Genomic DNA, 23302 nt, shown 5'->3' with positions numbered 1-23302 from the left:
ATAAACTTTCAACACCTTACCTAAAAAAGGATAACAAAGTGGACAGAAGTGCAGTTGATACAATTCGTGGGTATTGCTATCAGGTTGACAAAACGATTATTGAGATTTTTTCGTTACCACAAATGGATGACTCGATTGATATAGAGTGCATTGAAGATATTGATGTCTACAACGATGGGCATTTAACTGCGATACAATGCAAATATTATGAAAGCACCGATTATAACCACTCCGTTATATCAAAGCCCATAAGATTAATGTTGTCACACTTTAAGGACAACAAAGAAAAAGGGGCTAATTATTATCTTTTTGGGCATTATAAATCCGGTCAAGAAAAATTAACACTCCCATTGAAAGTTGACTTTTTCAAATCTAATTTCCTCACCTACACTGAAAAAAAAATCAAACATGAATACCATATAGAAAATGGGCTTACCGAAGAGGACCTACAAGCCTTTTTGGATCGGTTAGTTATAAATATCAATGCAAAATCATTTGATGATCAAAAAAAACAAACCATACAAATAATAAAAAACCATTTTCAATGTGAAGATTATGAGGCAGAGCATTATCTTTATTCTAATGCTTTCAGAAAAACATATGATATCTCTTGTAATAAAAAAGATAGAAGGATAAAAAAATCTGATTTTGTTGAAAGTATCAACAAATCAAAAGTCTTATTTAACATATGGTTTTATCAATATGAAGGAAGAAAAGAATATTTAAGAAAAATAAAAGAATCTTTCATACACAGAAGTGTAAACACCTCACCTTATGCTCGTTTTTTCATCTTAGAATTCCAAGACAAAACTGATATAAAAACAGTTAAAGACTGTATATATAAAATACAATTAAATTGGTCCAATTTATCTAAAAGAACAGATCGACCATATTCTCCTTTTTTACTTGTTCATGGCATCAGCGATGCTAAGTTATACGAATTAAAGAATCAGTTATTCAATGAAGATCTAATTTTCGCTGATGGGTACCCTTTTAAAGGAAGTGTATTTACTCCAAAAATGTTAGTCGAAGGCTTTTCAAATAAAGAAATCCACTTCCAATTTATCAACGACATAGATGATTTCAATGAGATACTGAACAGTATTAATATAAGAAAAGAAGTTTACCAGTTTTATACGGAAAACTGCCTTGATATCCCATCCCAACTACCCCAGGTAAACATACAAGTTAAAGACTTTGCCGACATCAAGGAGATAGTGTAATGAGCAGGAATAATGATATTAATGCAGAAGTAGTATCAGTATCACCAAATAAATTAAAAATTTCCGTAGACGATCTTGAAGAGTTTAAGATAGCAGAAGAAAAATTAGGTGTAGGATCTTATTTAAGGGTTTCAGATAATCAAGACGTTGCTCTTTTGGCGATCATAGATAATTTTTCTATTGAAGTTAAAGAAAGCCAAAAGCAGAAATACATGATAGAAGCAAGCCCAATAGGTCTTGTTAAAAATGGGAAATTCTATCGCGGTGGAGATTCACTCGCACTTCCTCCTAAAAAAGTGGAACCAGCGAAATTAGACGAAATAATATCCATATACTCAGATAGTATAGACATAAATGATCGCTTTACTTTTTCAAGCTTATCGCTTAATACCAAAGTAACCGTACCAGTGAATGGGAATAGATTTTTCAATAAACATATCGCTATCGTAGGTTCAACGGGGTCAGGTAAATCCCACACTGTTGCCAAAATACTTCAAAAAGCCGTAGATGAAAAGCAAGAGGGTTATAAAGGATTAAACAATTCTCATATAATTATTTTTGATATACATTCTGAATATGAAAACGCATTCCCTAATTCAAATGTATTGAATGTGGATACACTAACTCTTCCATATTGGCTATTAAATGGCGACGAGTTAGAAGAACTTTTTCTTGATACAGAAGCAAATGATCACAATCAGAGAAATGTTTTCCGTCAGGCTATAACCTTAAATAAAAAGAAATATTTCCAAGGAGCCCCAGAAGATAAGGAGATAATAAGCTTCCACTCACCATATTATTTCGATATAAATGAAGTTATAAACTACATTAATAACAGAAACAATGAAAGAAAAAATAAAGACAATGAACATGAGTGGACAGATAAGGAAGGAAATTTCAAGTTCGACAATCAAACTGCACATAGGTTGTTCCAAGAGAATTTAACCCCTGGTGGAAGTTCAGCCGGTGCCCTGAATGGAAAACTGCTAAATTTTGTTGATAGGCTACAAAGTAAAATATTCGATAAACGATTAGATTTCATTCTTGGCGAAGAAAGCAAGTCGGCAACATTTAAAGGAACGTTAGAGACATTAATCAGTTATGGAAAAAACAAATCAAATATTACAATACTTGATGTCAGCGGTGTTCCATTTGAAGTCCTTAGTATTTGTGTATCATTAATTTCGAGATTGATCTTCGAGTTTGGCTATCATTCAAAAAAACATAAAAGAAAATTAGGTCAAGGACAAGACATCCCAATTTTAATTGTGTATGAAGAGGCACATAAATATGCCCCTAAAAGTGACCTGAGTAAATATAGAACATCCAAAGAAGCAATAGAAAGAATTGCAAAGGAAGGGAGGAAATATGGTGTAACACTGCTTCTAGCAAGTCAAAGGCCGTCAGAGATATCAGAAACAATATTCTCACAATGTAATACTTTTATCTCTATGAGATTAACGAACCCTGACGATCAAAATTACGTGAAGCGATTACTACCAGATACAGTGGGCGATATAACTAACTTATTGCCATCTCTTAAAGAAGGTGAGGCCTTAATTATGGGAGACTCTATCTCAATCCCATCTATTGTCAAGATAGAACAGTGTACAACTCCACCATCGTCAATTGATATAAAATACCTTGATGAATGGCGAAAGATTTGGGTCGATACCCAGTTTGATGAAATCATAGAACAATGGAGTAAGAATTAAGAATTAAGAATTCTTAGTCGCTTACACTTACTTAATTTAACGTCAAGAGATGTATTATGATAAACCTGAGAATACAAGAAATAACAGATACTAATGGAAATGTTACTGGGTATCAGCTAATTGACAATCATGGGACGGTTGTTGGAAAGACATTGACTTATAATGAAGCATGGACTTTCTTAATAAATCATTTTAAGAGTATTATAGAAAAATTAGAAAAATTAAATATTAAAAATGATGATACAGTCAAACAGTTAGGCCTATATCAAACATTAACATCTGATCAGATTGAGACAATAGAAAGTGTACTTATTTCTAAAATTCAACAAACTGATATATCAAGAATAATACCTAACGCAAGTGTTCTCTTTGAAAATATGTCAAAAAATAGTCCCGAATTGAAAAACATGGAGAATAACACACATAACATATCAAAACATAAATCTTAAACATACTAATTGACTTCTTCTGTATTTATATTAAATCTATATTTTAATACAAATGGAGTCAATTATGTTTAACTTATCACCATCAATATATAGTTTTTTGGAAGAACTGGAAAAATGTGAAAATAATTTCTTATTTATTAATAATGAAAATAAAAACTTATTGTTTCATCCATATACATGGCGAGATGACTTACTTGAGAAACTATTGAGCTTAGGTTTAAATATAAATCAAAAGGATAATGAAGGTAAGACACCATTATTTCATTGTCATTATTTTAAAGCATTCGAATTACTAATAAGACATGGATCAGATATTAATTCAGTGGATAAGTATGGCAAGAATCTTTTGTTTTATGATCATCCTAAACAAATTTTAGAAGAAATCTTAAACTCTGACATTGATTTTAATTTAACAGATAACACAGGTTTATCATTCTTGTCATATGAGTTATTTGCAAAATACCCAAGTATGATAATGAATAGTCTAAATAAAATATCAACAAAGGATATTATTATCCACAAAATTTACCTGAATAGTCATAATGGATTAGAATCACTATTTAAGCATAGGTTTAACATCATCTTTCCAAGTAAAGTTGAATTCAATTATGATCCATATCAGAATCTTGAAGAATTAAAGAAAACACTTATCGTCTTGAATAATTTATTAGGTAATAAATCATCTCAAACAAGATTTCACTTCAAAAGAGCTGAGCAAAAACTCTATGAGATACATACTATGGGAAGTTTACAGAGAATAATCTCTTTAAATAATTTATAATTTACTACTGATTGATATCATAACCCCCGTTAATTATTAAAAAGGAGACTGCATGAATAAGAAAATCACTGATAAAGAAACTGACATTATTTTTACCTTAGAGAGACAGTTCCCCGTCATTGACAATATATTTTCAAGCTATCCACATTTATCAAGTCAAGATGCCAACACGATAATAATTTTAGATACAAATGTTCTTTTGCTACCCTATGTTGCAGATCAATTGGGTAAAAAGGATATCAAAATAATTGAAGATTTAATGATGCGATTAAAGAATGAGAATCGTATTTTCATTCCTGAAAGAGTAGCTAGGGAATTTATCAGAAATAGGGATGGTAAAATATCTGACTTTATAAAGGCACTTAATGACAAAAAATCGAGAATTTCTCTTCCTGATATTGGACTATCCAAAACACTTCAAGATATGAGTCAATTCAATAGATTAGAAATATTATCACAAAAAATTAATGAGTTAGCCGTAGAATATAAAAAAACCTTTACTGCTATGATAAATGACATAAAATCATGGAAAGGAAATGATCCTATTACTGCGATTTACAAAAAAGTATTTGATAAAAGTAACATCCTTCCTTACCCAAGCGAAGAACAGGATGCAATTAAAGAATGGGAGTGCAGAAGGCTAATGAAATCGCCTCCAGGGTATAAGGATGGAGGAAAGGATGATACAGGTATCGGTGATTTTTTAATATGGAAGACATTAATACACGCAGGGAAAGAAAAGAACAAAAATGTAATATTTGTAACTGGTGACCAAAAGAGTGATTGGTTTATAAGAGGCGAAAGAGAAGCAATATTTGTTCGCCCTGAATTAATTGACGAATTCAGACGAGAGTGTGCTAATCAAACTTTGAGATTGATTAAATTTGATGAATTACTTACAGAATATAATATCTCAGAAGATATTATTAAAGAAGTAAAAAGAGCAGAATCTAATGATAATAAAAAATCAAACACCATCTTGAACAAGATATATTCTAAAAGCAGTTCAGTCAGAAAGGATGGGTTCGATTACTCAACAAACAATGGTGAAATAGTATTAACCGATAATGGTATATCATTCAAAGTTAAGTTTGGTAAGGCAAGCGATGAACGCATTTACGTCTATGATTCCAATGGTTCATATCAGATTGCACGAGTCAAGAACTCTACACCTAATGAGATATTACTTTTTGATAACTATGATAGCACATCAAACTACTATAAAATTCAGAAAGGAGAAGTTTTTCTTTATAAGAATGAAAATGGCGATATTTTAGCTGTTCGTATTTTAGAAATTAAAGATGATACTCGTAAAGATGAAAATGATTTTGTAGCCTTTGAATATACAATTTCCCCATGCGGATCATTTGTATTTTGCCCTTAATTGCATACAAGCAAGGGCTAACTAAGAGAAGCGGAGCTTCTCTTAGTTTCCTTGTTTTCCTGCTCTTCGATTGAAAAAGAAAACATCAGCAATAATTTTTAATAAAAAATAAGTTTAACCTGGGCGTAGAATATATTTTTAGGGTTGTTATGCGCTAGGAGCAAGCTATATTGCGTTTATCCATTCCCATAAGCTTTATTTCTCGACAAACGATGTATAAAATAAAACGAGATTGTTGCGGAAAGGCGTTTTCAATATGAATCCCTACGAAAAACAATACAGGAAATTGATAGCTAGTGGAGCTGCCGCCTGGTCTGGCAAAGGTTATACCAGGGCGAAAAAGCAGCAGGAGAAAATCTTTCATTGGCTCTACCAACATCACTATTTACCCGTATTAGGTGCGCCAGTGCTTGAAATGGGATGTGGTAACGGAGCGATGGCAGCACAGTCCCTTTCTGAACGAGGATATTCAGTGTGGGGTGTGGATATATCTGAAACCGCTATCAGGTGGGCAGAGAAGCGTTTTCAGCAAGCTGGCCTCTCTGCACAATTTTTTGTCGGAAATGTTTGCCACCTCGATCAATGTGAGGACTCAACGTTTGACCTGATTATTGACGGAAGTTGTCTGCATTGCCTGATAGATGATGACCGGACTCTCTTTTTTTCTGAGGTGAAGAGATTGCTCAAACCCGGAGGACGGCTTGTGATCAGTTCTATGTGCGGAACCCCCGGTTATTCAGCAGACATTAGCACTTATGACCCGGTCAGATATCATTTACTGAAAGAAGGTCAACCCTGGCGTACTATGAAACCGCTATCGGTTTTAAAAGATGAGATACAGGAAGCCCAATTTAACGTACTTGCTGTAAGAGTTAATAACAACGCATGGTGGGATCATGCCACACTGGTATGTTCAGTGAACTCATCACCAGGTGATTCGCAACAGGCACTGAGCGGTTGAGTGCAATGTCCGCTTAGAGCGAGGAGCGGACTTAACTTGATTACCAGTCCTGATAAGCAGAATCCTTAGTTAAGATTTATTTTTAATATCAAATCTTTCAGAGATTTTACCAAAGAGTTCAATAAATCGTGAATCAATTTTATCTACATCAAGATGCGACAAATCTGACGCCCCTGAAGTATTCCAATGTTGGAATACTTCTTTTAATTCAGATTGAGATATTTGCGTAGAAAAAACGCGCATATAGAACTTCCCGAAAGAAATTGCGTGCAGACGATCGGCATTCTTCAAAGCTTCTAATTGATGCGTTTTTGCCATTAAAAATGAATACCTTGCCAAACCCAAAAGTAACGCTACAACTGTCACGCCTTTAATAGCATCGAAAATCAATCTAGTAGTATCAAAAGGTGATTGTACAAATGAACGCTCAGATAAAAACCAAAGAATTAATACGAAAATGACAGAAGCTACTAATGCCCCATATCCAGCAAGATGCCATCTTGAAGATAATTGACGACCATTTTTTTCGCGAGCCTTAAGATCGTCAATTGTTTCACTTATGTAATCAGCTGATTCATCTTTAAGAACTTTTGCTCGAATTTCTTTTATCTCTTCCTGAGCTATTCGGGCTCCTTCGAAGCGACTGATAGCATTTACAACTTCATTGACGAGGTATGTCATATCATCAGAACGTGCGAATAATGCCTGGAACGCCCCAAGATCACTATCATTAAGTGCTTCTTTATCCAGTACCACTGGCAAAATAAGCTTATCCCGATTGCTATGAGCTACATAGGATATAGCACCAGTAACCTCTATATTAAAATAGTAAGACTTATCGCTATGTTCAGTAACAAGTGCGATAAATACATCTGCATTTTTTAAATGCTTTAGTATATCCGCTTGCCAATGAGACCCAAGCTGAATCGATTGTTGGTCCAAAAAGACATTATAGTCATATCGATTAAGTTCTTCGGTTAGTTTTCTCGCAATTGAAACATCTTCTCTTGCATAGGATATAAATACATTAGTCATGAGAACTCAACTTTTATCAGCAACAAATAGAGCACCATTGGTGTCGTCATCATTAGGACATCCATATCAACTTTCCTATCTCAGAACCGTGGTGGAGATATGAAATAATGATAGCTATAGAATACACATTACCAAATGTTAACAGGTTTTAAAATGATTATTCTTTAGAGGCCTCCATAGTACGTAGGATGTCCAGTTTTACTTAGAAAAGTCAAAATTGTCGCGCATACGAATGTCCGCTGTTGGCACAAAGCCGACAGTGACGGTTATCGAGGAATAAAGAAAAAGGTAAAAAAACATCTATAATTCAATTAATTACATGATTATACTTTTTGTAAGCAGGATTACATTGTTCTTTTGTTCCAGGTAGATAGTACTTTCCATCTGACGATGGGGATGTTCCACCAGGACAACCGTTTATTGCGGGCTGTCCATTTTTTCCTGGAAGGCCGTCACCACCGTTCTGGTTGGGTGAAGCACCTCCTTTGCCACCAACACCTCCCTGTCCGGCATAGCTGTAAGCAGAAATGGTCACCGTTACAAGTAAAACAAAGCTCAATAGCTTACTCATAGTGATCGACTCCTCGTTCCGACTATTGGATAGATAATAAATAACAAAAATAAAACCAACCGATTATTAATGCCAGATAATGGTTAACAATAAATGGCATTTCTTTCAGAATTTAGTGCCATTAGGTTTCACTGACTCTGGACTGTATCGTTCAGTTTCTTTAACTCACTTATTTAATCATCCCCAGGTGGCACCCTAAATGTTTTAACAATGTTTGATTAACAATAGAAGACAGTAGGCAACGTTCTATTACATTATAATCAGCTTCGCATCTTGTAAAGAAGAAATCACAAGCTTCATAGACACCATCATTAACTTCATCAATGATTTGATCATCAAGTGTTAAATAATCTATATATCTTTTCCCATCTTTTATCTCGCCCCCTTTTTCTAATATATTCTGCGTTCCATCTTCTATAATTTGCTTCAATAACTGAGTATCACTATCTGTTTTCGCCTTAAAATAACTAGTATCCATAACCACCTCCAAAATTTATTTTTTCCTTACACCTATTAACCCTATTCTTTACAATTGTCAAATTTATACCAGCCTAATTTAATTAAATAACAAGATTCTGAAGAAACTTATTTTTAGATAAACAAACACTCCCAAAAAAAACTTCATCGCATTGACATTTAAAAATAAACATCGTATGAATAATAATTAGCATAAGGATTGTGCGATAAATTTAGAAAAAGGAGTTTATATGGAAATAAACCCATCAATGCCTCGGATTGTAAAAAGCGTTCCCTCCGTAATAAAGAAATCTTCAAACCTGACTAATATTGTTCCTGATTCTCTGAGAACCCACTGCGTCAGTGTTCGTCTTAACAATGCAGAATTGAGCAAGCTAAACACATTGAGAGGAGATTGCGCAAAAGGCGAATGGTTACGTATGGCTTCGTTACAGAAGCTGCCAACGATTGTGCCCCCGATAAACCTAAGTGCATGGAAGACGTTGGGCGAGATTAACCAGAAGCTGAACCGTATTGCTCTGCATATTGATAGCAAGAGCAAAGACAGCCAGCTTACGAACACAGAGCTTTTTGCAGTCAGAAGACAAATCATAGAGCTTCGCCAGAACCTTATCTCAGCTGACGTGTGGAGCAAACCCGATGAAGGGTATGCAGAAGATTCGGAGAGGTAAAAATTTCGCTGGGGTTGTCCTGTATGCATTAAAGCCAGGGATCCACCATAAAAGCGTTCCTGTTGTTATTGGCGGAAACATGTTGGGTGATTCAGCGATTGAACTGATCGCTGAATTCGATACCAGCAAACAGCTTCGCCAAGATGTTCAGAAACCTGTATGGCACAATTCGCTTCGTCTACCAGTTGGTGAATCACTCAGCAAGGAGCAGTGGGTTACGTTTGCCGACGACTATATGAGACGCATGGGATTCAGCGACACTCACCTACGCTGCTATGTGCTGCACGACGACATGGCCGGCCAGCATATCCATATCATTGCCAGCAGGATCGACATAGCCGGTGGGAAGCTTTACTTAGGAAGGAATGAGAATCTCATCAGCACCCGGATTATCAATGAACTCGAAATTGTTCATGGCTTAACCCGAACCAAGGGTGTGGGGATCAACCTCTCACAATCCGTTCTAGGCAAACAGCACAAACCTAAGCTTTCCCGCAATGAACAGAAGATGCAAGAACGCCAGGGTTCGCCAGTTCCAAAGGAAAGAGTCAGAAGCGCGGTAGATACCGCTTTATCAGAAGCAGATGACGTTAGGAAGTTTGTCAGCTTGTTGACTAAGAAAGGTATTAGCGCCCTACCCAATATTGCATCTAATGGCCGGATGAATGGTTTTTCGTTCGAATACGCTGGGATAGCTTTCAAAGCATCACAACTGGGGAAAGGATACGGCTGGAAGAACCTGCAAGAGAAGCTCAGCTATCAGCCTGAACGAGATAATGATTATCTACTGGCGCTGAAATCAAACGCGTTCTCTGAGAAGCAATTGCCAGGAGTAGATGCATTTATGCAGTTGGCAATGAATCCAGCTGATCTGCCAGTTCTCATCCCTGATAAAAAAAATGGCCAGCAACCAAACAATGAAGAAGTCAGCATAGGGGAAGCAATAGAAGCTCTGTCACGAAAAATTCAGTCCTTTAAAGCTGAACAACAGATACAAGGTTTCAAGGGAAGCTCAGCTTCACAGCATTATGAACGAACCATTCCCTCTAAACAGTTTCACCGTTTCATCTTCACTTTTAAGCCATTCAGGGTCATCTACACCATTTTACTCAGATTACCTAAAATACTAAGTTTCAAAAATTTTGATAGATTTCCCGCAAAACCAGCCCCCATAAAACCAATCAAGATTCGCATGTAAGAAACCCGTTATCAAAAGTTGAGTTTAGTCTGATTAGGTTCAATGGGTTACGCTCGCGCACCCTTTCATTTGAAATAATTACTTTATAAATCGATCGGTTAAACAGATCGATTATTAAATTATGATAGGTAATAACTATCAAATAAACTTCATCGATCGGTACAAGTGATTTGAGTTTGCTTAAAAAGCCATCAAGAAAGAGGTCAGTAATTGGCTCCATAGCCCTTTGATTTTTCTAAAGATATATAAAGGAATAACAAAAATGAGAAGAACCATTGCTCTTGCTCTTATCTCAGGCAGCCTTGTTCTGTCTGGTTGCGTCAACTCAGGGAACCAAACGTTAAAATCAGAAAGCCAAGAAAGCATTAAGTCAAAGTTAGTCAAAGGGAAAACCACCAAAGAAGACGTTCAATCTCATTTTGGAGCCCCCTACTCGCGATCAACGCAAGAAGACGGTAATGAGACCTGGTCATATGTGATGCATAACAGCCAAATGAATGCGACAAGCTTCATTCCTGTGGTTGGCCTGTTCACAGGAGGAAGCGATAACCAGTCAAAAACATTGCAGATCACATTTAAAAACAACACTGTCGATAAATGGTCTTTCTCATCCGGGGACAATGCAGTCAAAACAGGGATAATACGTTAATCAACTGTAAAGGATTCAAACAATGAAAAAGTTAATCTGCTTAGCCAGTCTCCTGTCGGTATCTTTCCTTCTTACAGGTTGCGATAGTGAGCCTTCCCAGGAAGACGTAACAAATGCAATGCAGCAGTCAATTGACCAAATGAACTCTGAAACAAAAGCATTATCAGGTTCAAATACTTCTGAGCGTATGCTTGTAAAGCTGAACTCAGCAAAAAAAGTGTCTTGCGAAGACAAATCAAGCGACGGAAGTTATAAGTGTAAAGTTGATTTTGATATGACTTTGCCGTTAGTAGGGAACAAGAAAGGTATCTCTGATTTTATTTTCATTAAAACTGACACGGGCTGGAAAACAGCAAACTGATTTAGAAAAAAATCACACTTCATTAACTTGGCTGAGAAGGTTAAAAATGAGTACGTTGATTAATTTTCTTCTTCACAAATACACGCTGATTTTAATCATCAATGCAGCCGTTTCCTATGGCATGTTTAAATATATCCGTTGTATCGGTGAAATGGATAAGTTTGCAAGTGACACAGTCTGGAATGATGAAGAACGTAGAAAATTAGCCCCTAATTTTTTCGAGAACTTTTTTGCAATAGTTGCGTTTATCATCTGGTTCGGAACAGTATTCGTTTTCTTTTTTAATATAGGTGACTGGTTTAGCCTCCTGTCAAGGACGTTCTTCTAGTACTCATAGCCTGGTAGACCTCGTGGGAGATATCTTACGAGGTTTTGCTCCATTCCTCAGTAACGATTTTTCATAAGCTGCTTTAATTTCGAGATAACGCATCTCAGTATATTCTTTATTGCAACTAATCAAATCAACAACTTCGCTTAAAAAGAAAAGCATATTCTTTTTGTTAGAGAGTCGCAGGTCTATGCTTTCATCAAAAAAACTAAGTATATCGTAAAGCATATTTACAACACCATCTATATTTCGACAGCAGGTGTTCGATGGCAAATGACTATAGTGTTTGACATGATACCCGGCGCAAAACAGATAAGTATGGTACGAGATATCGACGTCGCTAAAATCATTGCTTTTCATATTGTTTATAAATTTATCAATAACAAGAATAAACTTCTCTTCTTGTGAGAGCTGCGTATAGTTCTTTTTCATAAATTGCATCCTTGCAAAATTGAATTTTGTCTTCCTGACAATATAGATGTAACACACCTTGAATACTAGTCAATAGGCAAAACCTATTAAATTTATTATTACAATAACTCTAACTCGAATTTTAAGTCACTCTCTCTGATATTATATCTTGAACAAAAAACCAGAAGTTTAGAAATATATTCTTGTTGGTTATTTATTGTTTTTGCATGCTCTTCTATTTTTGTTACGAGTCGTTCAATTCTCTCAGCAGCTACTTTAAGATTTGCTGGACGCACCTGACATTTAGATTTCATCTTAACTGTGCCTTTTTTTTCTTCATAAGCATCAACGATATCTTTATGCATGTATAATGATTGTCTTGTAGGACGTTTTCCAATCTTTTTAGAGACATGATCACATAATCCCTCCCATGTTAATTTGTTTTGAGATGGCCATGAATTTATTGATTCGATTATTTTTTTAATATCACTATTCGTAAGTCTTCTTGCCATTTTACCCCCTATTGTAATCTTGTTTTAAATATTAAGTCTTTGTTCGCCCATTTGTCTGCACCATAAACTCCAGCATTGCTATCTTTATCGGATGTTTTTATTAATAATTCAAATTTTTCTTTTAACTGTTCATTATTCATATCAAACCCCGGATATTTTTTGCATGGAGCAATCGCATAATCTTGTTCACAAAAACCATTGTCCATAATCATAAATGCTCCATGACATTGACTGAAATCAGGTTCGGTGACACGATCAACACTGACTTCCTCAACTGGTTCTTCAAGATATTTATTTCTATCAGGTAAGCACCGCATAAAGTCGATAACATGCTCACGAGATACGTGGTTGTAATGGCGGTTTTGGGAAATGTTTTTTCTACCGGACCAGCGAGCTATATCAAAATCAGTCATACCTCCAAGGTAGGCAATTGTATTCAATAAATGCCGAGCCATGTGAGTGTTTACAAATAATGGGTTGTTTTTATCATCCAGAAAACCATGTCTCGCAAAAATATTATGTGGGTTATAATGTGATATATCTTTAATAAAACTACTTGCACTTAAAACCCTCACCTCTTTACGTTTATTCTTTGATAATCTTTTTCTCTTTTGTAGACATAAAGCTTTTTTGCACTCAATTTTCAATCCCGAAGGTAATCTAAAAAAATCATATCCACTTATGCCATAATGATTTTTTTGTTCAATATCTTCTGCCAATATTCTTGCACTTTGAGAAAGATTATTGAGACGAGTGATCGCTTTTTTAGCGACTGGAATCATAATGGTAGGGATCCATTTAATATTTGCTCCATAACCTTTCAATGAGAAAAATCGAAGGCCTACTCTCTCAATTCCTTTCTGATCTATAGCATGATACTCACAGTCGCATGGAAGAGATAAAATCTCCGTAATGCGAGAAGGTGCGCACATGAGTAACGCAAATACAGAAGTTGTTAACAGATCCTGATCACTCAGTTCACTGTCCTCTTTTGCGAAAATTGAAGCCAGAGCCTCAATTGATTTCAATCCAGATAACTTCCCGCCAGTGTTAACCAAGTCTCGGAAATTTTCATAAAGATCAGGGGACGGTAATTTACAAGGGTTTTTCCAGCTTACATAAAATTTTTTTAATAATCTATTCTTAACAAGAATTCCAAGCAGTTGCTCAAACTGTGTTGATAAATTGAATAGAGTTGTAGGTTTATATAAACCTTTTGCTTTTCTTAAAGCAAAGTCAAAAACTGTTTCGTCAATAGCACTAATATCTACCTTCCCATGTTTGTTTATTAATGAGTATTCAATAAGACGTAATGCTGCCATTAACCCTGAATATGATTTTAAAGGATTTAGAATATGACGATGTATTATCAAAGACTTTGCAAAATTACTAAATTTCGAATCCATTCCTCTCGAACCTATCTCACTCATTGATTTTTCAGATATACGTTTAAACACTCCGAATCCACACCATGTTGTATCTCCCCATTTAAATGGCATGTTGCAGCCTTTAAATATATTCTTCCCTTCAAGAATAAACTCTTCCAACCTTTCATGAACCCCCTCATGATTCGTCACTAAATATAAATTTTCTTTCATTTCCTACCTCCATTTATTCAATCTTTTACAGCCCTCACACGGGCTATTTGAAGTTTTGTTAATATTTTCCTTGAATGAATCAGGAATTAAAGAGTTAACCAAAATGTTTCCCGTGAATTTTCTTTTCCCCATAAAAACATCCGCTATATCTATAAGGTATGGGGTCACGGCTTTATCTATTATTTCAACATGATCTGGTAAATTTTTAACATAGATACGAACACAATTTATTGAACTATGATCTAAAGCTTCAGCAATTTCCTCTACACTTAACCCCATATATGCTAGTTTTGTAGCAAATGTGTATCTGAATCTATTTGGATTAATTTTAATGAAATCATTAGTTCTCTCTGAAATGACATTATTGTCAATAACAAACTTTTTCAAGGAATTTGTTACTGTTGCTTTATTGAAAGCCATGTCACATATAGAATCAAGAGAGTCTATCGCTATGAGGTTTTTCTTGCATATGAAAAGTGGCGTATTCGCATAGTCACTACTTATATCATTGGTAAATTCTTTGTCCTTTATAAGACCTATATTTTCCTCTTTGAGATTAGCCAACTGGTTCCACAAGTCATTCCCAACTTCCATTTTCCTGTAAAGTTCTTTCGAATGTCCTCTTTGTTTCATTCTGGGTATATTTAGATATTTAATTCCGTTATGTTCGTATAGATCCTTTGCTCTTAGCTTCAATACTTGCGTAATCCTGCGCCCGATAGTGATTAACAACTGAATGATAAGGTAATATTGCTTATCAAACGTTCCTTTTTCCATAGCTATTTTTGCCATTTTTGATATGTTCTGTAATTCAGTATCAGTAAATGGTCCTTTTACAGGATCCATACTGGCTACAACTTCACCCGCAGGTTTACCTTTTCTTCTGATTTGTATTAGCAAAGAATAAGCTTTTTCGTCTACACCAAATAAACCAAGCTCATACCATTTCACAAAGAAACTTTTTAGATTGATAAAGTGGAAATGGTTCCTTTCATTCACTATTCCCAGTAATGCCCAGACAAACTCGGCTGTTACTTTTTTACATTTGAGATTTTTGCTCAAATACACCAAGCTTTGAAATATGTTTTTTGTGTAATTCGTACTAAAATTTTCAGCGTAGTAAGATAAAGTTTCTATCATACCCTCCTGTAAATCACTATCTATGCCACTTAATAATCTTGTTATGTCCGTTTTTACAAGTTTATTTAAAAAAAACACTTTCTTAGAAATTTCGGCACTGTATTGGTAAAAAAAATCAAACTCCAACACCTCTTTTTTATTGTAATTCATACATTTTATCCTCTAATTTTGATTGTATGTTTTTCTGAACCATAGATAAAACTACCAGCATGTTCTCATGAAAATATTTACTGTTATAGATTTTCGCCATGTCAGAATGAGGTGACCACCCCATAGCATATGATCTAATTAGTTCAGGATTAATTTTCAGTAACTTTGAATCTATTTTTTCTAGTGCTGAGGAGAATTCATAGTTCCATGTATGCCTTAATGCATGGCCTGTAAAATTATTTAAAATAGGATCGTGCTCTCTTATCTTTTGAATCGTTTTTTCATAAGAATCAATCGACATTGGCTGACCTGAAATTGTTCCTCTCCTGTGATTTATAAATAAAAAGTCATGTCTTTTTCTTCCAATGTAATCACGCCTATCTGATTGAATGTAATTATATATTTTATCTATAATCCAACCACTTACTTGCATATCTCTGTTTAGCGTTTTAACTACTGGTTGATTTACTCTGCTGTCCAGTTGATCTCCATGCCTGCGTTTTATTGAAATAATATTGTCTGTCATATCTATGTCAGTGATTCTTAGATTTAACAACTCACCTTTACGCAGCCCTAGTGAATAAAGCAATAAAATAATAAGCTCGTTTCTTTTTCTTACGTTTTGATTGTAAATATTATCAACTGATTTCACGCTTACATATCTGAATAATGCAGTCTTTTGATTGTCATCGAGTGTTTTTGGTTTCCTTGTATAAAAGTCATCCGCTATTCTTTTTTTAGGGTTGTATGCTTTTAACATGTTTAGAAAATTAATTGCCTCTCGATCTATATATGTATTACTGCCTAGAAGATATTCGCACAACCACTTTATATATTTGAATGCAACTATAGTTCTATAATATTTAGTACCAGAAGACACGACCCTGTCATTTTTCGAAAAATCAATCACATTCCCTGAGTTTTTCTTTAAAGACATGTGATTAATAATTTCTCTTATTTCATCACGGCTTAGAAATTCTTTTCGTATGATCCTATCTTCAAGATTAATACTTTTATTCTCCAAGAAAACAAGAAAAATATTTAGTGATTTTGACACTGACTTCATAGTAGTGACTGTACAGCCATTATTTCTAACCTCATTATTTATGAATATATTTGCATACAACAAAGGAAATCCATTCTTTTGAAATAAAAGACAAGACCTATCACCACCTTCCATTATAAAATTTTTCAAATTATAGTTATTCATTTTTCCTCCCGGTTTTTACGTTTTAGAACAACTCCGGGTATCTATATTTTATATTTTTTAATTTTACAAATTTTTTATTTTATTTTTTGAGAGCATTGAAGCGAGATGTTTAGCTGGTTGAATGTTTTTTACGCTTTATTATCAAGTCAGGAGAATATTTTTTCTCCTGACTTGATAATAACAAACACTCCTGCAAACATTGATAATATTAGGTTTAATGAAAATTTGTAAAATAACTTGTAAAAAAGACTAAGCTTTTCGTGCTATTTTTTACTTTTTGCTAAGAAAAACATATTCAAGAATTCGTATAGAATTATTAGATAGAATATTATCTTCATAGACCTGATGCAGGAGAGTCATTTTCGTATGCCACGAATGATATGGAACACAGAGTAAACTTGATGTTGCTCAATTTGTTGTTTCATCTGTATTGAAAGGTCAACAGACGAGGCGTATCACAGTAGATGGCACTTTTGCCTTTCTTTGGGAACGGAAACATGGCTGACAGAAGACCACTTAATCCGGATGTAGTCGTACCTAAACCCGGTGGAGGTAAACAACCTCGCGACAGGAACAATGACGGAAGAGTTCGTGAGAAACGCTCGGACGCAGGTAAACCGAGAAAATAGCGATTAGGGCCACCGCGAGGTGGCCTTTTGGGTTTTCACCCATGAGAAAAGCCAACCATCAGGACTTAGTAATCTCATCAATTCCTGCTGCAAGGTACGAGCATACTGATTTTTCATCATACCTACTCCAACAATCCTCCACGACCTGTTAGTGTTGAACGCGTAAGATTTAGTAGGTTTAAAAGAGCTACAAAGGCTTCCAAATTTTTTGTTGGTCACAAGGTTGGAACAATTATGGAACTATCAAATAAAACTCAGTTAAATCATCGAAGTGTTTATATATTCGATTCCTGCAGGGGACACCATACACACCTCTCCCGATCTCTGGCGAAACCGCTCTTCCCGACGTATGCCTATATGCCATGCCACCATTTGTGGGTCATCATGTTCTTCATTTCCCGGTTTACCTTTTAACTAACTAAAGACAAATTTATCTGATATCGGCTAAATCAGTACTGATAAGCCCTTGTTGTTATGATAGCTACACCGACCTGCTTATCATTATCGGATATCGCCGGAGCAACGCATTGCAATTCAGACCCGCTATGACCTGAGCGGTTAATATGTGCAAGGCGGCAGACATTCTCAGGCATACATCCATGTAAAGCCATCCGGATGAGATCAACGTCAATAATTTCTATTTATAAGGATAAGCATCCGCTAAAAAATGCTTTCCCCGATTCATTATTTTTCATCTGACACTCTTACTTAATACAACAACTCCCGGAATAGCCCAAATCGTATGTAAATATCCAGCCCCACTTTTTTAATGTAGCGACAGTACAATATTCATAAAGCAATGCTTTAGCGTAAATTATTCGACAAATGGCAATAACAAGCCACACTTTTAATGTTGTTTTCTCGCATCTTTCCAGCTCTGCACATTTCAACATCAATAAGGAGTTAGTTATGGACTGTTATATGGGAACAATTCTTCCTTTTGCTTTTAACTACGCACCAAGCTATTTTGATTTCTGCAATGGACAACAATATAAAGTTTCGCAATATCAGGCGCTTTTCGCTTTATTGGGAAAATTTTACGGTGGTGATGGCGCAACAACGTTTAATCTGCCGAATCTCCAGGGGCGAATGCCTATTGGTTTCGGTCAGCTACAAACGGTTATTCATAACATGGGCGATACTGGTGGCACTGCCAATGTTCAGTTGTCGACCGCAAATATGCCAGCACACACGCATACCCCCGCTTTACAGGTAAAATTACAGGCCAGCGGCACTGCCAACCCTACAACACCGGCCAGTATTCCCTCAGCGCAGGCACCGTTCATTGGTGCTTCCGGCGGCGGCACGGGGCTGGCAACCATCTGGTCAACCACACTAAAAGATCCTGTAGACGTCGGCGGTACCAGTATTACGGGTCAACTGAACCCTACAGGCGGGAATGTCCCTGTATCTGTCATGAACCCATTTCTGGCGATTAACTTCTGTATCGCAGTCACCGGAATATTTCCCATGCGCAATGATTAACATATCCAGAGGGTCTTATGCTGGAAGAAATTAACAGCCACTTATTTACATCTTTTATTGGGAAAACATGTACGATGGATGCTGATAATGGTATGGCGTTAACTTTATCAGTGCAGTCCGTCACATTGCTACCAAGAGCACAAATGCCTACGAAGCGGAATATATCACGCACTCCGTTTATTGTAGAACTGCAGGCCACGGCAAATACACCGTTGGTGAATGTCTATGGCATCTTACGATTACCTGAAACCACTGAACATCAGGAGTTAAAAATAGAAGGCATCAATATCAACCGTACTCTGGAAATGGGAAGAGATCCTGCTTACAGTTATTTCCAGCTCATTTTTAATTAACGCTCTGGCGCAGAAAAATTTCTGCGCCAATATAATTAGCTGTCTGAGGGATACCACACCCATTTATCCGCAACTGCACCTTGTTCCTCACACCGAAATCCCAGCGCCAGATATAACCGTTGGGCATCGTGATTCATTCGCCAGACGGTAGCACTGAGCGGGCAGCCGACTTTACGGGCAGCAACCTGTAATTGCTGTAATATCAGGCGTCCGTAACCTTGTCCACGCGCTTGCGGCAACATAGCAATGAATATCACCCTTGCCTCATTATGACCAAAATCGACCATCACGGTGCCGACATTCGAACCTGCACGCTCCACCATAAAATGCATGGCATTAGGGTGCTGTTCACCGCTGGATTGCTGCATCATATACCACTGTTGCTGGCGTACGGTCTCTATAAGCGCCTGTTCCCCATCAATCCACTGCAAATCAGGTCGAGCACTCTGATAAATTTGCTCAATCAACGGCATATCCGATGTGCGTGCAGGCCGCAAAGATAAGACATCTATAGACTTCGAAATCTCGGGCTTAGACACCATCATGACTCCTTTATGAAAGGTAAATCCTGCCTCCAGACGGATTACAACCCCGCCTCCCGACCCAGACTGACCACCAGCCACTGCCAGGCACGTTGTAAAAAACTACGATGCTCACTCTGTAACACTACTTTTCCGGCCATCTCACGCTCTGGCGAAAGGTGTGTTTCGCAGGCGTCCAGACGAACGCGGAAAATGGTGTTAATGGGCACAAGACGCTCATTGATGATCTGCACCGGAATGCCACCGCCATACACCGATGCCAGCAACGGTTGGTCAAGCGTCGTTTGGTTAAGCCGGTCAACCTGGCCGACTTTACAGCGAATCGCCCTTGTTTCACCGCTGTCCGGCACAAAGAAGGCAGCATCGCCAGGGCGTAGGGTCGTGACCGTATCTTCATCGACCCAACCTTCACCACGCATACCCTCTTTACCCAGAACTTGCATCAACCGTTCGCCCTGAACCACTACGGTGCCAGGCTTTAACGTATCGCTGGCATCCGCTATGCGCCCGGCGAAAGGGGCGGTTAATGTCAGTCGCGCTTGCTGACGTAATAAACTTTCGATTTGCTGCTGAGCGGCCAGCGCCAGCTTTTTCAGTGCCGCACCTTGTTCATCAAGCCCCTTTGAAAAAGGCTGCTGAGCAACCTGCCAGGCCAGATTCGCAGCGATAACCTTAGCCTGCGCTATCTGGTAGTCAAGGCTGTCCGACGTCAACACCGCCAGTACCTGCCCTTGTTGCACCCGGTCACCATCATGCACATTCACCTGCCCGACTAATGCATCCTCCGGCACATAAATAGCCTGAGATTGTGCCGCGTCCATCACGGCGGGTACCGAAACGCCCCGCTGCCATGGCACGGCTAAAAAAAGCACTATCACAGTCAGGAAAAATAACGTGCGCCAGGTTCTGAATCCCCAGCGTAAATCATGGCGCCGCCGCCACCAAACCTGTAATTCATTAACAAAGGGTCGCACCACAAACCACCCCAGTTCCACCATCAGTAATATTATCCCCAGCGTTTTAAAAAAAAGGTGATAAACCAAAAACGCGATGGAGGTGAAGATGACCAGGCGGTATATCCAGGTCAGCCAGGCAAAAATAAGTAAACCACGTCGCCGTGAAGCAGAGAAATGCTCTGGTTCGGGATCATCAAGCCCCAGCAACACTCGTCTCAAGTGCCAGCGCGCCAGAGCAAAGGACCTGGCGTGTAGATTTGGCATCTGCAGCAGGTCCGATAACAGAAAATAGCCGTCGAACCGCATAAAGGGGCTGGCATTAATAGCCAGCGTCGCCAGCCAGGTTGTGCTGGCTAAGAGAAAAATACCGGCGCGAAACGGGCTGTCGGGTAAGAAACACCAGAGTAACGTCGCGCAGGAGGCCAGCGTCAGTTCAGCCATCATTCCGGCGCCGCCAATCAATAATCGTTGCCGACGCGACGGTAATTTCCACGCATCATTGGTATCGGTATACAGCACCGGGACCATCACCAAAAAAGCGATCCCCATAGCGGGCACCCGGCACCCAAAATGGCGGGCGGTAAATGCATGTCCCAGTTCGTGAACCACTTTAGCGACGCTCAGGGCCACCGCAATCCCTACCGCCGCCATCCAGCCGCCATAACTTGAAAACGTATGCGTGAAGGCATCCCACTGCTGAGACACCATAAACAAGCCGCTCAGGGTTATCAGCGCCATTAGCCACCAGAATCCCGGGCGAAAAACCCAACTGATCCAGGGTAACAAGCGAGCCAGAAGCGCATCCGGGCGAACCAGAGGAATACGGAAAAACAGATAATGGCTGAGCAGCCAGGATAAATAACCGCGATGGCGATGCTGATGCAAACGCCACAGCTCTTCACTCGACTCTGTTTGCAGTAACTGATTTTCGCGCAGAAATTGCACCAGGTGGTGGATATCGTGCATATTCAGCGTCAATGTAGTTTGTGTATTGACGGCCTTCATCAGGCGCCCGGCATCCCGTGCTCCCCAGCGTGACAGCATCTCAAAACTGGCCCATCCCAGCAGGAAAAAACGGTTTGCCGCCGGGTCGTGCAGCACCCAACCTGGCGAGCCATCCTGCTGATCCGGCCCGGCATGCAGGGTCAGTTCCTGACGCAGTGGAGGAAGCAGGAAATTATCCATGCTACCACCCAAGCCACTGTCGGGCGGCGGTCAAAGGACGCCGCAGAGCATAGTAGCCCAAAGGAACCCAGTCGCCATAAATACGCGCGGTGCCCATCTGCCCAATCATGGGTGTCTGTTTTGAGGCAAGGAATTTTGCCTGCAGACGATAGCTCAGCACGTTGCCATCACTGACCTCAGCTTTATACGCTATTCTTACCAGGGTTGCGTCAAAGGCGCTAAAGGGCGATGCGTTTGGGTAAAGAGTGACTTTCGCCCCCGGCTGCAGATGAATTGCATCCGCCGCGGGTAACCAGGCCGCCAGCTCCACATGTTCCGGATCGGCCAGGGTCATCACTTTCTCACCGACGTTAACTGCTTTTCCCTGCCATTCCTCAGCATCGGAAAACACCACCACGCCGCTGCCCGGCGCCATCACGTTAAGTTTATCCAGCGCCTTTCCGGCATAGTCGGCCGAGATGTCTTTTGCCGCCAGACGAGATTTATCCTCAGCCAGTTCCAGCTTATTCTTGTCGCTGGTCACCGCCATCTGCGCACTGATCCGAAAGCGCTCTTTTGCCGCCAGCGCCTCCTGTTTTGCCAGAGCGAACTGCCCGGCCAGTACCGTTGCGTCCAGGGCGAAAAGCGCCGTTCCCTTCTGCACCACCTGATTCGGCTGTACCAGCACTTTATCGATAACCCCAACTACGGGGGCACGAATCAGTTCGGGATCCGATGGCACCACCTCTGCCCGCGCAAGCACACTCATCCGCACGGGTATACATAACAGGAGCAGCGGCGCCAGCAGCCACCATTTCCGGCGCGGCGACGCTTTCAACCAGGCCTGAAATTTCTGACGGCTATTCAGGTGAGGCAGATGTTGAACCAGCGCAAAACGGTAGCCGTGGGTCAGTTCCTGGGCCAGATGGAGGGTTTCGTCATCCCAGGGCTCATCGCTGGCAAACAGTAATGCCCCCGCAGACCCCAACGGGAACCAGACCGCATGGGCGGGTAGCCACTGAGACCAGTCCGCAGCCAGAGACTCAGGTAAAGCCGCAGCCGTTATCGCCACATACGGCGGCAATTCAGGGTGGTGTTGATAAAGGAATCGAAAAACGCCGCTTAACCACTGTAAATAGGGTGACGTGGCGTCAGCTTCCGCAAGCCCGGAGACGGCAACAACCTGACGGCGCAGCCCCTCCTGCCAGAACGCCGCCTGGCGATAAACCAACAACTGGCGGGACTCATTCACCATAATGAATCCCAGACGTAGCGGACTTTGCGCCTCTCGCGCCAGATGAAGAAGATGCAGCAGTACCGCCAGCCCGTTATGTTGCGCTTGTTCCATA

24 protein-coding genes are annotated in these 23302 nt (G+C 39.0%); 13 read left to right on the top strand and 11 right to left on the bottom strand.

From position 1 onward, the window contains the following. Positions 1-38 precede the first annotated feature (38 nt). From ABU190_RS01280 to ABU190_RS01255, 6 genes are all read left to right on the top strand, one after another. Positions 39-1223 carry a DUF4297 family anti-phage-associated protein gene (locus tag ABU190_RS01280; RefSeq protein WP_354690170.1) on the top strand — a complete coding sequence of 395 codons (1185 nt, stop codon included), beginning with the start codon at positions 39-41 and terminating at the stop codon, positions 1221-1223. Continuing rightward, positions 1223-2938, top strand: coding sequence for an anti-phage-associated helicase HerA (herA, locus tag ABU190_RS01275; protein ID WP_354690169.1), 1716 nt, complete (start codon positions 1223-1225; stop codon positions 2936-2938). The genes ABU190_RS01280 and herA overlap by 1 nt, the downstream gene beginning before the upstream one ends. 56 nt (positions 2939-2994) lie before the next feature. Continuing rightward, positions 2995-3387 carry a hypothetical protein gene (locus tag ABU190_RS01270; protein WP_354690168.1) on the top strand — a complete coding sequence of 131 codons (393 nt, stop codon included), beginning with the start codon at positions 2995-2997 and terminating at the stop codon, positions 3385-3387. A 64-nt stretch (positions 3388-3451) separates the two neighbouring features. Further along, positions 3452-4168, top strand: coding sequence for a hypothetical protein (locus tag ABU190_RS01265; protein ID WP_354690167.1), 717 nt, complete (start codon positions 3452-3454; stop codon positions 4166-4168). A 52-nt stretch (positions 4169-4220) separates the two neighbouring features. Beyond that, positions 4221-5552 (top strand): PIN domain-containing protein, encoded by a 1332-nt coding sequence (locus ABU190_RS01260; protein WP_354690166.1) that lies wholly within the window; start codon positions 4221-4223, stop codon positions 5550-5552. Positions 5553-5808: 256 nt separating this feature from the next. Continuing rightward, a complete protein-coding gene (locus tag ABU190_RS01255) occupies positions 5809-6513 on the top strand; it encodes a class I SAM-dependent methyltransferase (protein WP_354690165.1) in 705 nt (234 codons plus the stop codon). 69 nt (positions 6514-6582) lie between these two features. On the opposite strand, the gene ABU190_RS01250 is transcribed toward ABU190_RS01255, so the two are convergent. From ABU190_RS01250 to ABU190_RS01240, 3 genes are all read right to left on the bottom strand, one after another. Next, entirely contained in the window at positions 6583-7548 is a 966-nt protein-coding gene (locus ABU190_RS01250) for a toll/interleukin-1 receptor domain-containing protein (RefSeq protein WP_354690164.1), read from the bottom strand. Between the two features lie 307 nt (positions 7549-7855). Further along, entirely contained in the window at positions 7856-8119 is a 264-nt protein-coding gene (locus tag ABU190_RS01245) for a hypothetical protein (protein ID WP_354690163.1), read from the bottom strand. A gap of 169 nt (positions 8120-8288) precedes the next feature. After that, complete coding sequence (locus ABU190_RS01240; protein WP_354690162.1) at positions 8289-8597, bottom strand: hypothetical protein; 309 nt, start codon at positions 8595-8597, stop codon at positions 8289-8291. A 229-nt stretch (positions 8598-8826) separates the two neighbouring features. Between ABU190_RS01240 and ABU190_RS01235 the strand changes: the two genes are divergently transcribed. The 5 genes from ABU190_RS01235 to ABU190_RS01215 all read left to right on the top strand — a co-directional run bounded on the left by ABU190_RS01235 (position 8827) and on the right by ABU190_RS01215 (position 11803). Further along, complete coding sequence (locus ABU190_RS01235) at positions 8827-9267, top strand: hypothetical protein (protein WP_354690161.1); 441 nt, start codon at positions 8827-8829, stop codon at positions 9265-9267. Next, a complete protein-coding gene (locus tag ABU190_RS01230) occupies positions 9236-10465 on the top strand; it encodes a relaxase/mobilization nuclease domain-containing protein (protein ID WP_354690160.1) in 1230 nt (409 codons plus the stop codon). The genes ABU190_RS01235 and ABU190_RS01230 overlap by 32 nt, the downstream gene beginning before the upstream one ends. A gap of 262 nt (positions 10466-10727) precedes the next feature. Then, a complete protein-coding gene (bamE, locus tag ABU190_RS01225) occupies positions 10728-11114 on the top strand; it encodes an outer membrane protein assembly factor BamE (protein ID WP_354690159.1) in 387 nt (128 codons plus the stop codon). Positions 11115-11136: 22 nt separating this feature from the next. Then, on the top strand, positions 11137-11475 hold the full coding sequence (locus ABU190_RS01220; protein WP_354690158.1) for a hypothetical protein: 339 nt from the start codon (positions 11137-11139) through the stop codon (positions 11473-11475). A 46-nt stretch (positions 11476-11521) separates the two neighbouring features. Then, a complete protein-coding gene (locus ABU190_RS01215; protein WP_354690157.1) occupies positions 11522-11803 on the top strand; it encodes a hypothetical protein in 282 nt (93 codons plus the stop codon). A 3-nt stretch (positions 11804-11806) separates the two neighbouring features. On the opposite strand, the gene ABU190_RS01210 is transcribed toward ABU190_RS01215, so the two are convergent. The 5 genes from ABU190_RS01210 to ABU190_RS01190 all read right to left on the bottom strand — a co-directional run bounded on the left by ABU190_RS01210 (position 11807) and on the right by ABU190_RS01190 (position 16824). Continuing rightward, positions 11807-12235 carry a hypothetical protein gene (locus ABU190_RS01210; RefSeq protein WP_354690156.1) on the bottom strand — a complete coding sequence of 143 codons (429 nt, stop codon included), beginning with the start codon at positions 12233-12235 and terminating at the stop codon, positions 11807-11809. A gap of 98 nt (positions 12236-12333) precedes the next feature. Further along, positions 12334-12726 (bottom strand): hypothetical protein, encoded by a 393-nt coding sequence (locus tag ABU190_RS01205; protein ID WP_354690155.1) that lies wholly within the window; start codon positions 12724-12726, stop codon positions 12334-12336. 8 nt (positions 12727-12734) lie between these two features. After that, on the bottom strand, positions 12735-14324 hold the full coding sequence (locus tag ABU190_RS01200) for a hypothetical protein (protein ID WP_354690154.1): 1590 nt from the start codon (positions 14322-14324) through the stop codon (positions 12735-12737). Positions 14325-14327: 3 nt separating this feature from the next. Then, positions 14328-15614 carry a site-specific integrase gene (locus tag ABU190_RS01195; protein ID WP_354690153.1) on the bottom strand — a complete coding sequence of 429 codons (1287 nt, stop codon included), beginning with the start codon at positions 15612-15614 and terminating at the stop codon, positions 14328-14330. Then, positions 15601-16824 carry a site-specific integrase gene (locus tag ABU190_RS01190; RefSeq protein WP_354690152.1) on the bottom strand — a complete coding sequence of 408 codons (1224 nt, stop codon included), beginning with the start codon at positions 16822-16824 and terminating at the stop codon, positions 15601-15603. The genes ABU190_RS01195 and ABU190_RS01190 overlap by 14 nt, the downstream gene beginning before the upstream one ends. A gap of 1538 nt (positions 16825-18362) precedes the next feature. On the opposite strand from ABU190_RS01190, the gene ABU190_RS01185 reads away from it, so the two are divergent. Next, positions 18363-18938, top strand: coding sequence for a tail fiber protein (locus ABU190_RS01185; protein WP_354690151.1), 576 nt, complete (start codon positions 18363-18365; stop codon positions 18936-18938). 17 nt (positions 18939-18955) lie between these two features. Next, complete coding sequence (locus ABU190_RS01180) at positions 18956-19291, top strand: hypothetical protein (RefSeq protein ID WP_334748678.1); 336 nt, start codon at positions 18956-18958, stop codon at positions 19289-19291. 35 nt (positions 19292-19326) lie between these two features. Here ABU190_RS01180 and ABU190_RS01175 read toward each other — a convergent pair whose 3' ends face one another. Genes ABU190_RS01175 through ABU190_RS01165 form a run of 3 tightly spaced genes read right to left on the bottom strand, consistent with a single transcriptional unit; the run spans position 19327 to position 23301 of the window. Then, on the bottom strand, positions 19327-19836 hold the full coding sequence (locus ABU190_RS01175) for a GNAT family N-acetyltransferase (protein WP_354690150.1): 510 nt from the start codon (positions 19834-19836) through the stop codon (positions 19327-19329). Positions 19837-19874: 38 nt separating this feature from the next. Next, positions 19875-21974: an HlyD family efflux transporter periplasmic adaptor subunit gene (locus tag ABU190_RS01170; RefSeq protein ID WP_354690149.1), complete on the bottom strand. Its 2100-nt coding sequence runs from the start codon at positions 21972-21974 to the stop codon at positions 19875-19877. Position 21975: 1 nt separating this feature from the next. Next, positions 21976-23301: an HlyD family efflux transporter periplasmic adaptor subunit gene (locus ABU190_RS01165; RefSeq protein ID WP_354690148.1), complete on the bottom strand. Its 1326-nt coding sequence runs from the start codon at positions 23299-23301 to the stop codon at positions 21976-21978. Position 23302 lies beyond the last annotated feature (1 nt).

Origin of the sequence: Phytobacter sp. RSE-02 (assembly GCF_040578655.1) — a bacterium.
GTDB lineage: Bacteria > Pseudomonadota > Gammaproteobacteria > Enterobacterales > Enterobacteriaceae > Phytobacter > Phytobacter diazotrophicus.
The sequence above is the reverse complement of the archived record's forward strand: the minus strand, read 5'-3'. Positions and strand labels throughout refer to the sequence as shown.

What these genes read in the sequence shown, in the direction of transcription:
- herA (WP_354690169.1), top strand. Translation starts at nt 1,223, where the DNA reads ATGAGCAGGAATAATGATATTAATGCAGAAGTAGTATCAGTATCACCA.
- ABU190_RS01270 (WP_354690168.1), top strand. Translation starts at nt 2,995, where the DNA reads ATGATAAACCTGAGAATACAAGAAATAACAGATACTAATGGAAATGTT.
- ABU190_RS01265 (WP_354690167.1), top strand. Translation starts at nt 3,452, where the DNA reads ATGTTTAACTTATCACCATCAATATATAGTTTTTTGGAAGAACTGGAA.
- ABU190_RS01260 (WP_354690166.1), top strand. Translation starts at nt 4,221, where the DNA reads ATGAATAAGAAAATCACTGATAAAGAAACTGACATTATTTTTACCTTA.
- ABU190_RS01255 (WP_354690165.1), top strand. Translation starts at nt 5,809, where the DNA reads ATGAATCCCTACGAAAAACAATACAGGAAATTGATAGCTAGTGGAGCT.
- ABU190_RS01250 (WP_354690164.1), bottom strand. Translation starts at nt 7,548, where the DNA reads ATGACTAATGTATTTATATCCTATGCAAGAGAAGATGTTTCAATTGCG.
- ABU190_RS01245 (WP_354690163.1), bottom strand. Translation starts at nt 8,119, where the DNA reads ATGAGTAAGCTATTGAGCTTTGTTTTACTTGTAACGGTGACCATTTCT.
- ABU190_RS01240 (WP_354690162.1), bottom strand. Translation starts at nt 8,597, where the DNA reads ATGGATACTAGTTATTTTAAGGCGAAAACAGATAGTGATACTCAGTTA.
- ABU190_RS01235 (WP_354690161.1), top strand. Translation starts at nt 8,827, where the DNA reads ATGGAAATAAACCCATCAATGCCTCGGATTGTAAAAAGCGTTCCCTCC.
- ABU190_RS01230 (WP_354690160.1), top strand. Translation starts at nt 9,236, where the DNA reads ATGAAGGGTATGCAGAAGATTCGGAGAGGTAAAAATTTCGCTGGGGTT.
- bamE (WP_354690159.1), top strand. Translation starts at nt 10,728, where the DNA reads ATGAGAAGAACCATTGCTCTTGCTCTTATCTCAGGCAGCCTTGTTCTG.
- ABU190_RS01220 (WP_354690158.1), top strand. Translation starts at nt 11,137, where the DNA reads ATGAAAAAGTTAATCTGCTTAGCCAGTCTCCTGTCGGTATCTTTCCTT.
- ABU190_RS01215 (WP_354690157.1), top strand. Translation starts at nt 11,522, where the DNA reads ATGAGTACGTTGATTAATTTTCTTCTTCACAAATACACGCTGATTTTA.
- ABU190_RS01210 (WP_354690156.1), bottom strand. Translation starts at nt 12,235, where the DNA reads ATGAAAAAGAACTATACGCAGCTCTCACAAGAAGAGAAGTTTATTCTT.
- ABU190_RS01205 (WP_354690155.1), bottom strand. Translation starts at nt 12,726, where the DNA reads ATGGCAAGAAGACTTACGAATAGTGATATTAAAAAAATAATCGAATCA.
- ABU190_RS01200 (WP_354690154.1), bottom strand. Translation starts at nt 14,324, where the DNA reads ATGAAAGAAAATTTATATTTAGTGACGAATCATGAGGGGGTTCATGAA.
- ABU190_RS01195 (WP_354690153.1), bottom strand. Translation starts at nt 15,614, where the DNA reads ATGAATTACAATAAAAAAGAGGTGTTGGAGTTTGATTTTTTTTACCAA.
- ABU190_RS01190 (WP_354690152.1), bottom strand. Translation starts at nt 16,824, where the DNA reads ATGAATAACTATAATTTGAAAAATTTTATAATGGAAGGTGGTGATAGG.
- ABU190_RS01185 (WP_354690151.1), top strand. Translation starts at nt 18,363, where the DNA reads ATGGACTGTTATATGGGAACAATTCTTCCTTTTGCTTTTAACTACGCA.
- ABU190_RS01180 (WP_334748678.1), top strand. Translation starts at nt 18,956, where the DNA reads ATGCTGGAAGAAATTAACAGCCACTTATTTACATCTTTTATTGGGAAA.
- ABU190_RS01175 (WP_354690150.1), bottom strand. Translation starts at nt 19,836, where the DNA reads ATGATGGTGTCTAAGCCCGAGATTTCGAAGTCTATAGATGTCTTATCT.
- ABU190_RS01170 (WP_354690149.1), bottom strand. Translation starts at nt 21,974, where the DNA reads ATGGATAATTTCCTGCTTCCTCCACTGCGTCAGGAACTGACCCTGCAT.
- ABU190_RS01165 (WP_354690148.1), bottom strand. Translation starts at nt 23,301, where the DNA reads ATGGAACAAGCGCAACATAACGGGCTGGCGGTACTGCTGCATCTTCTT.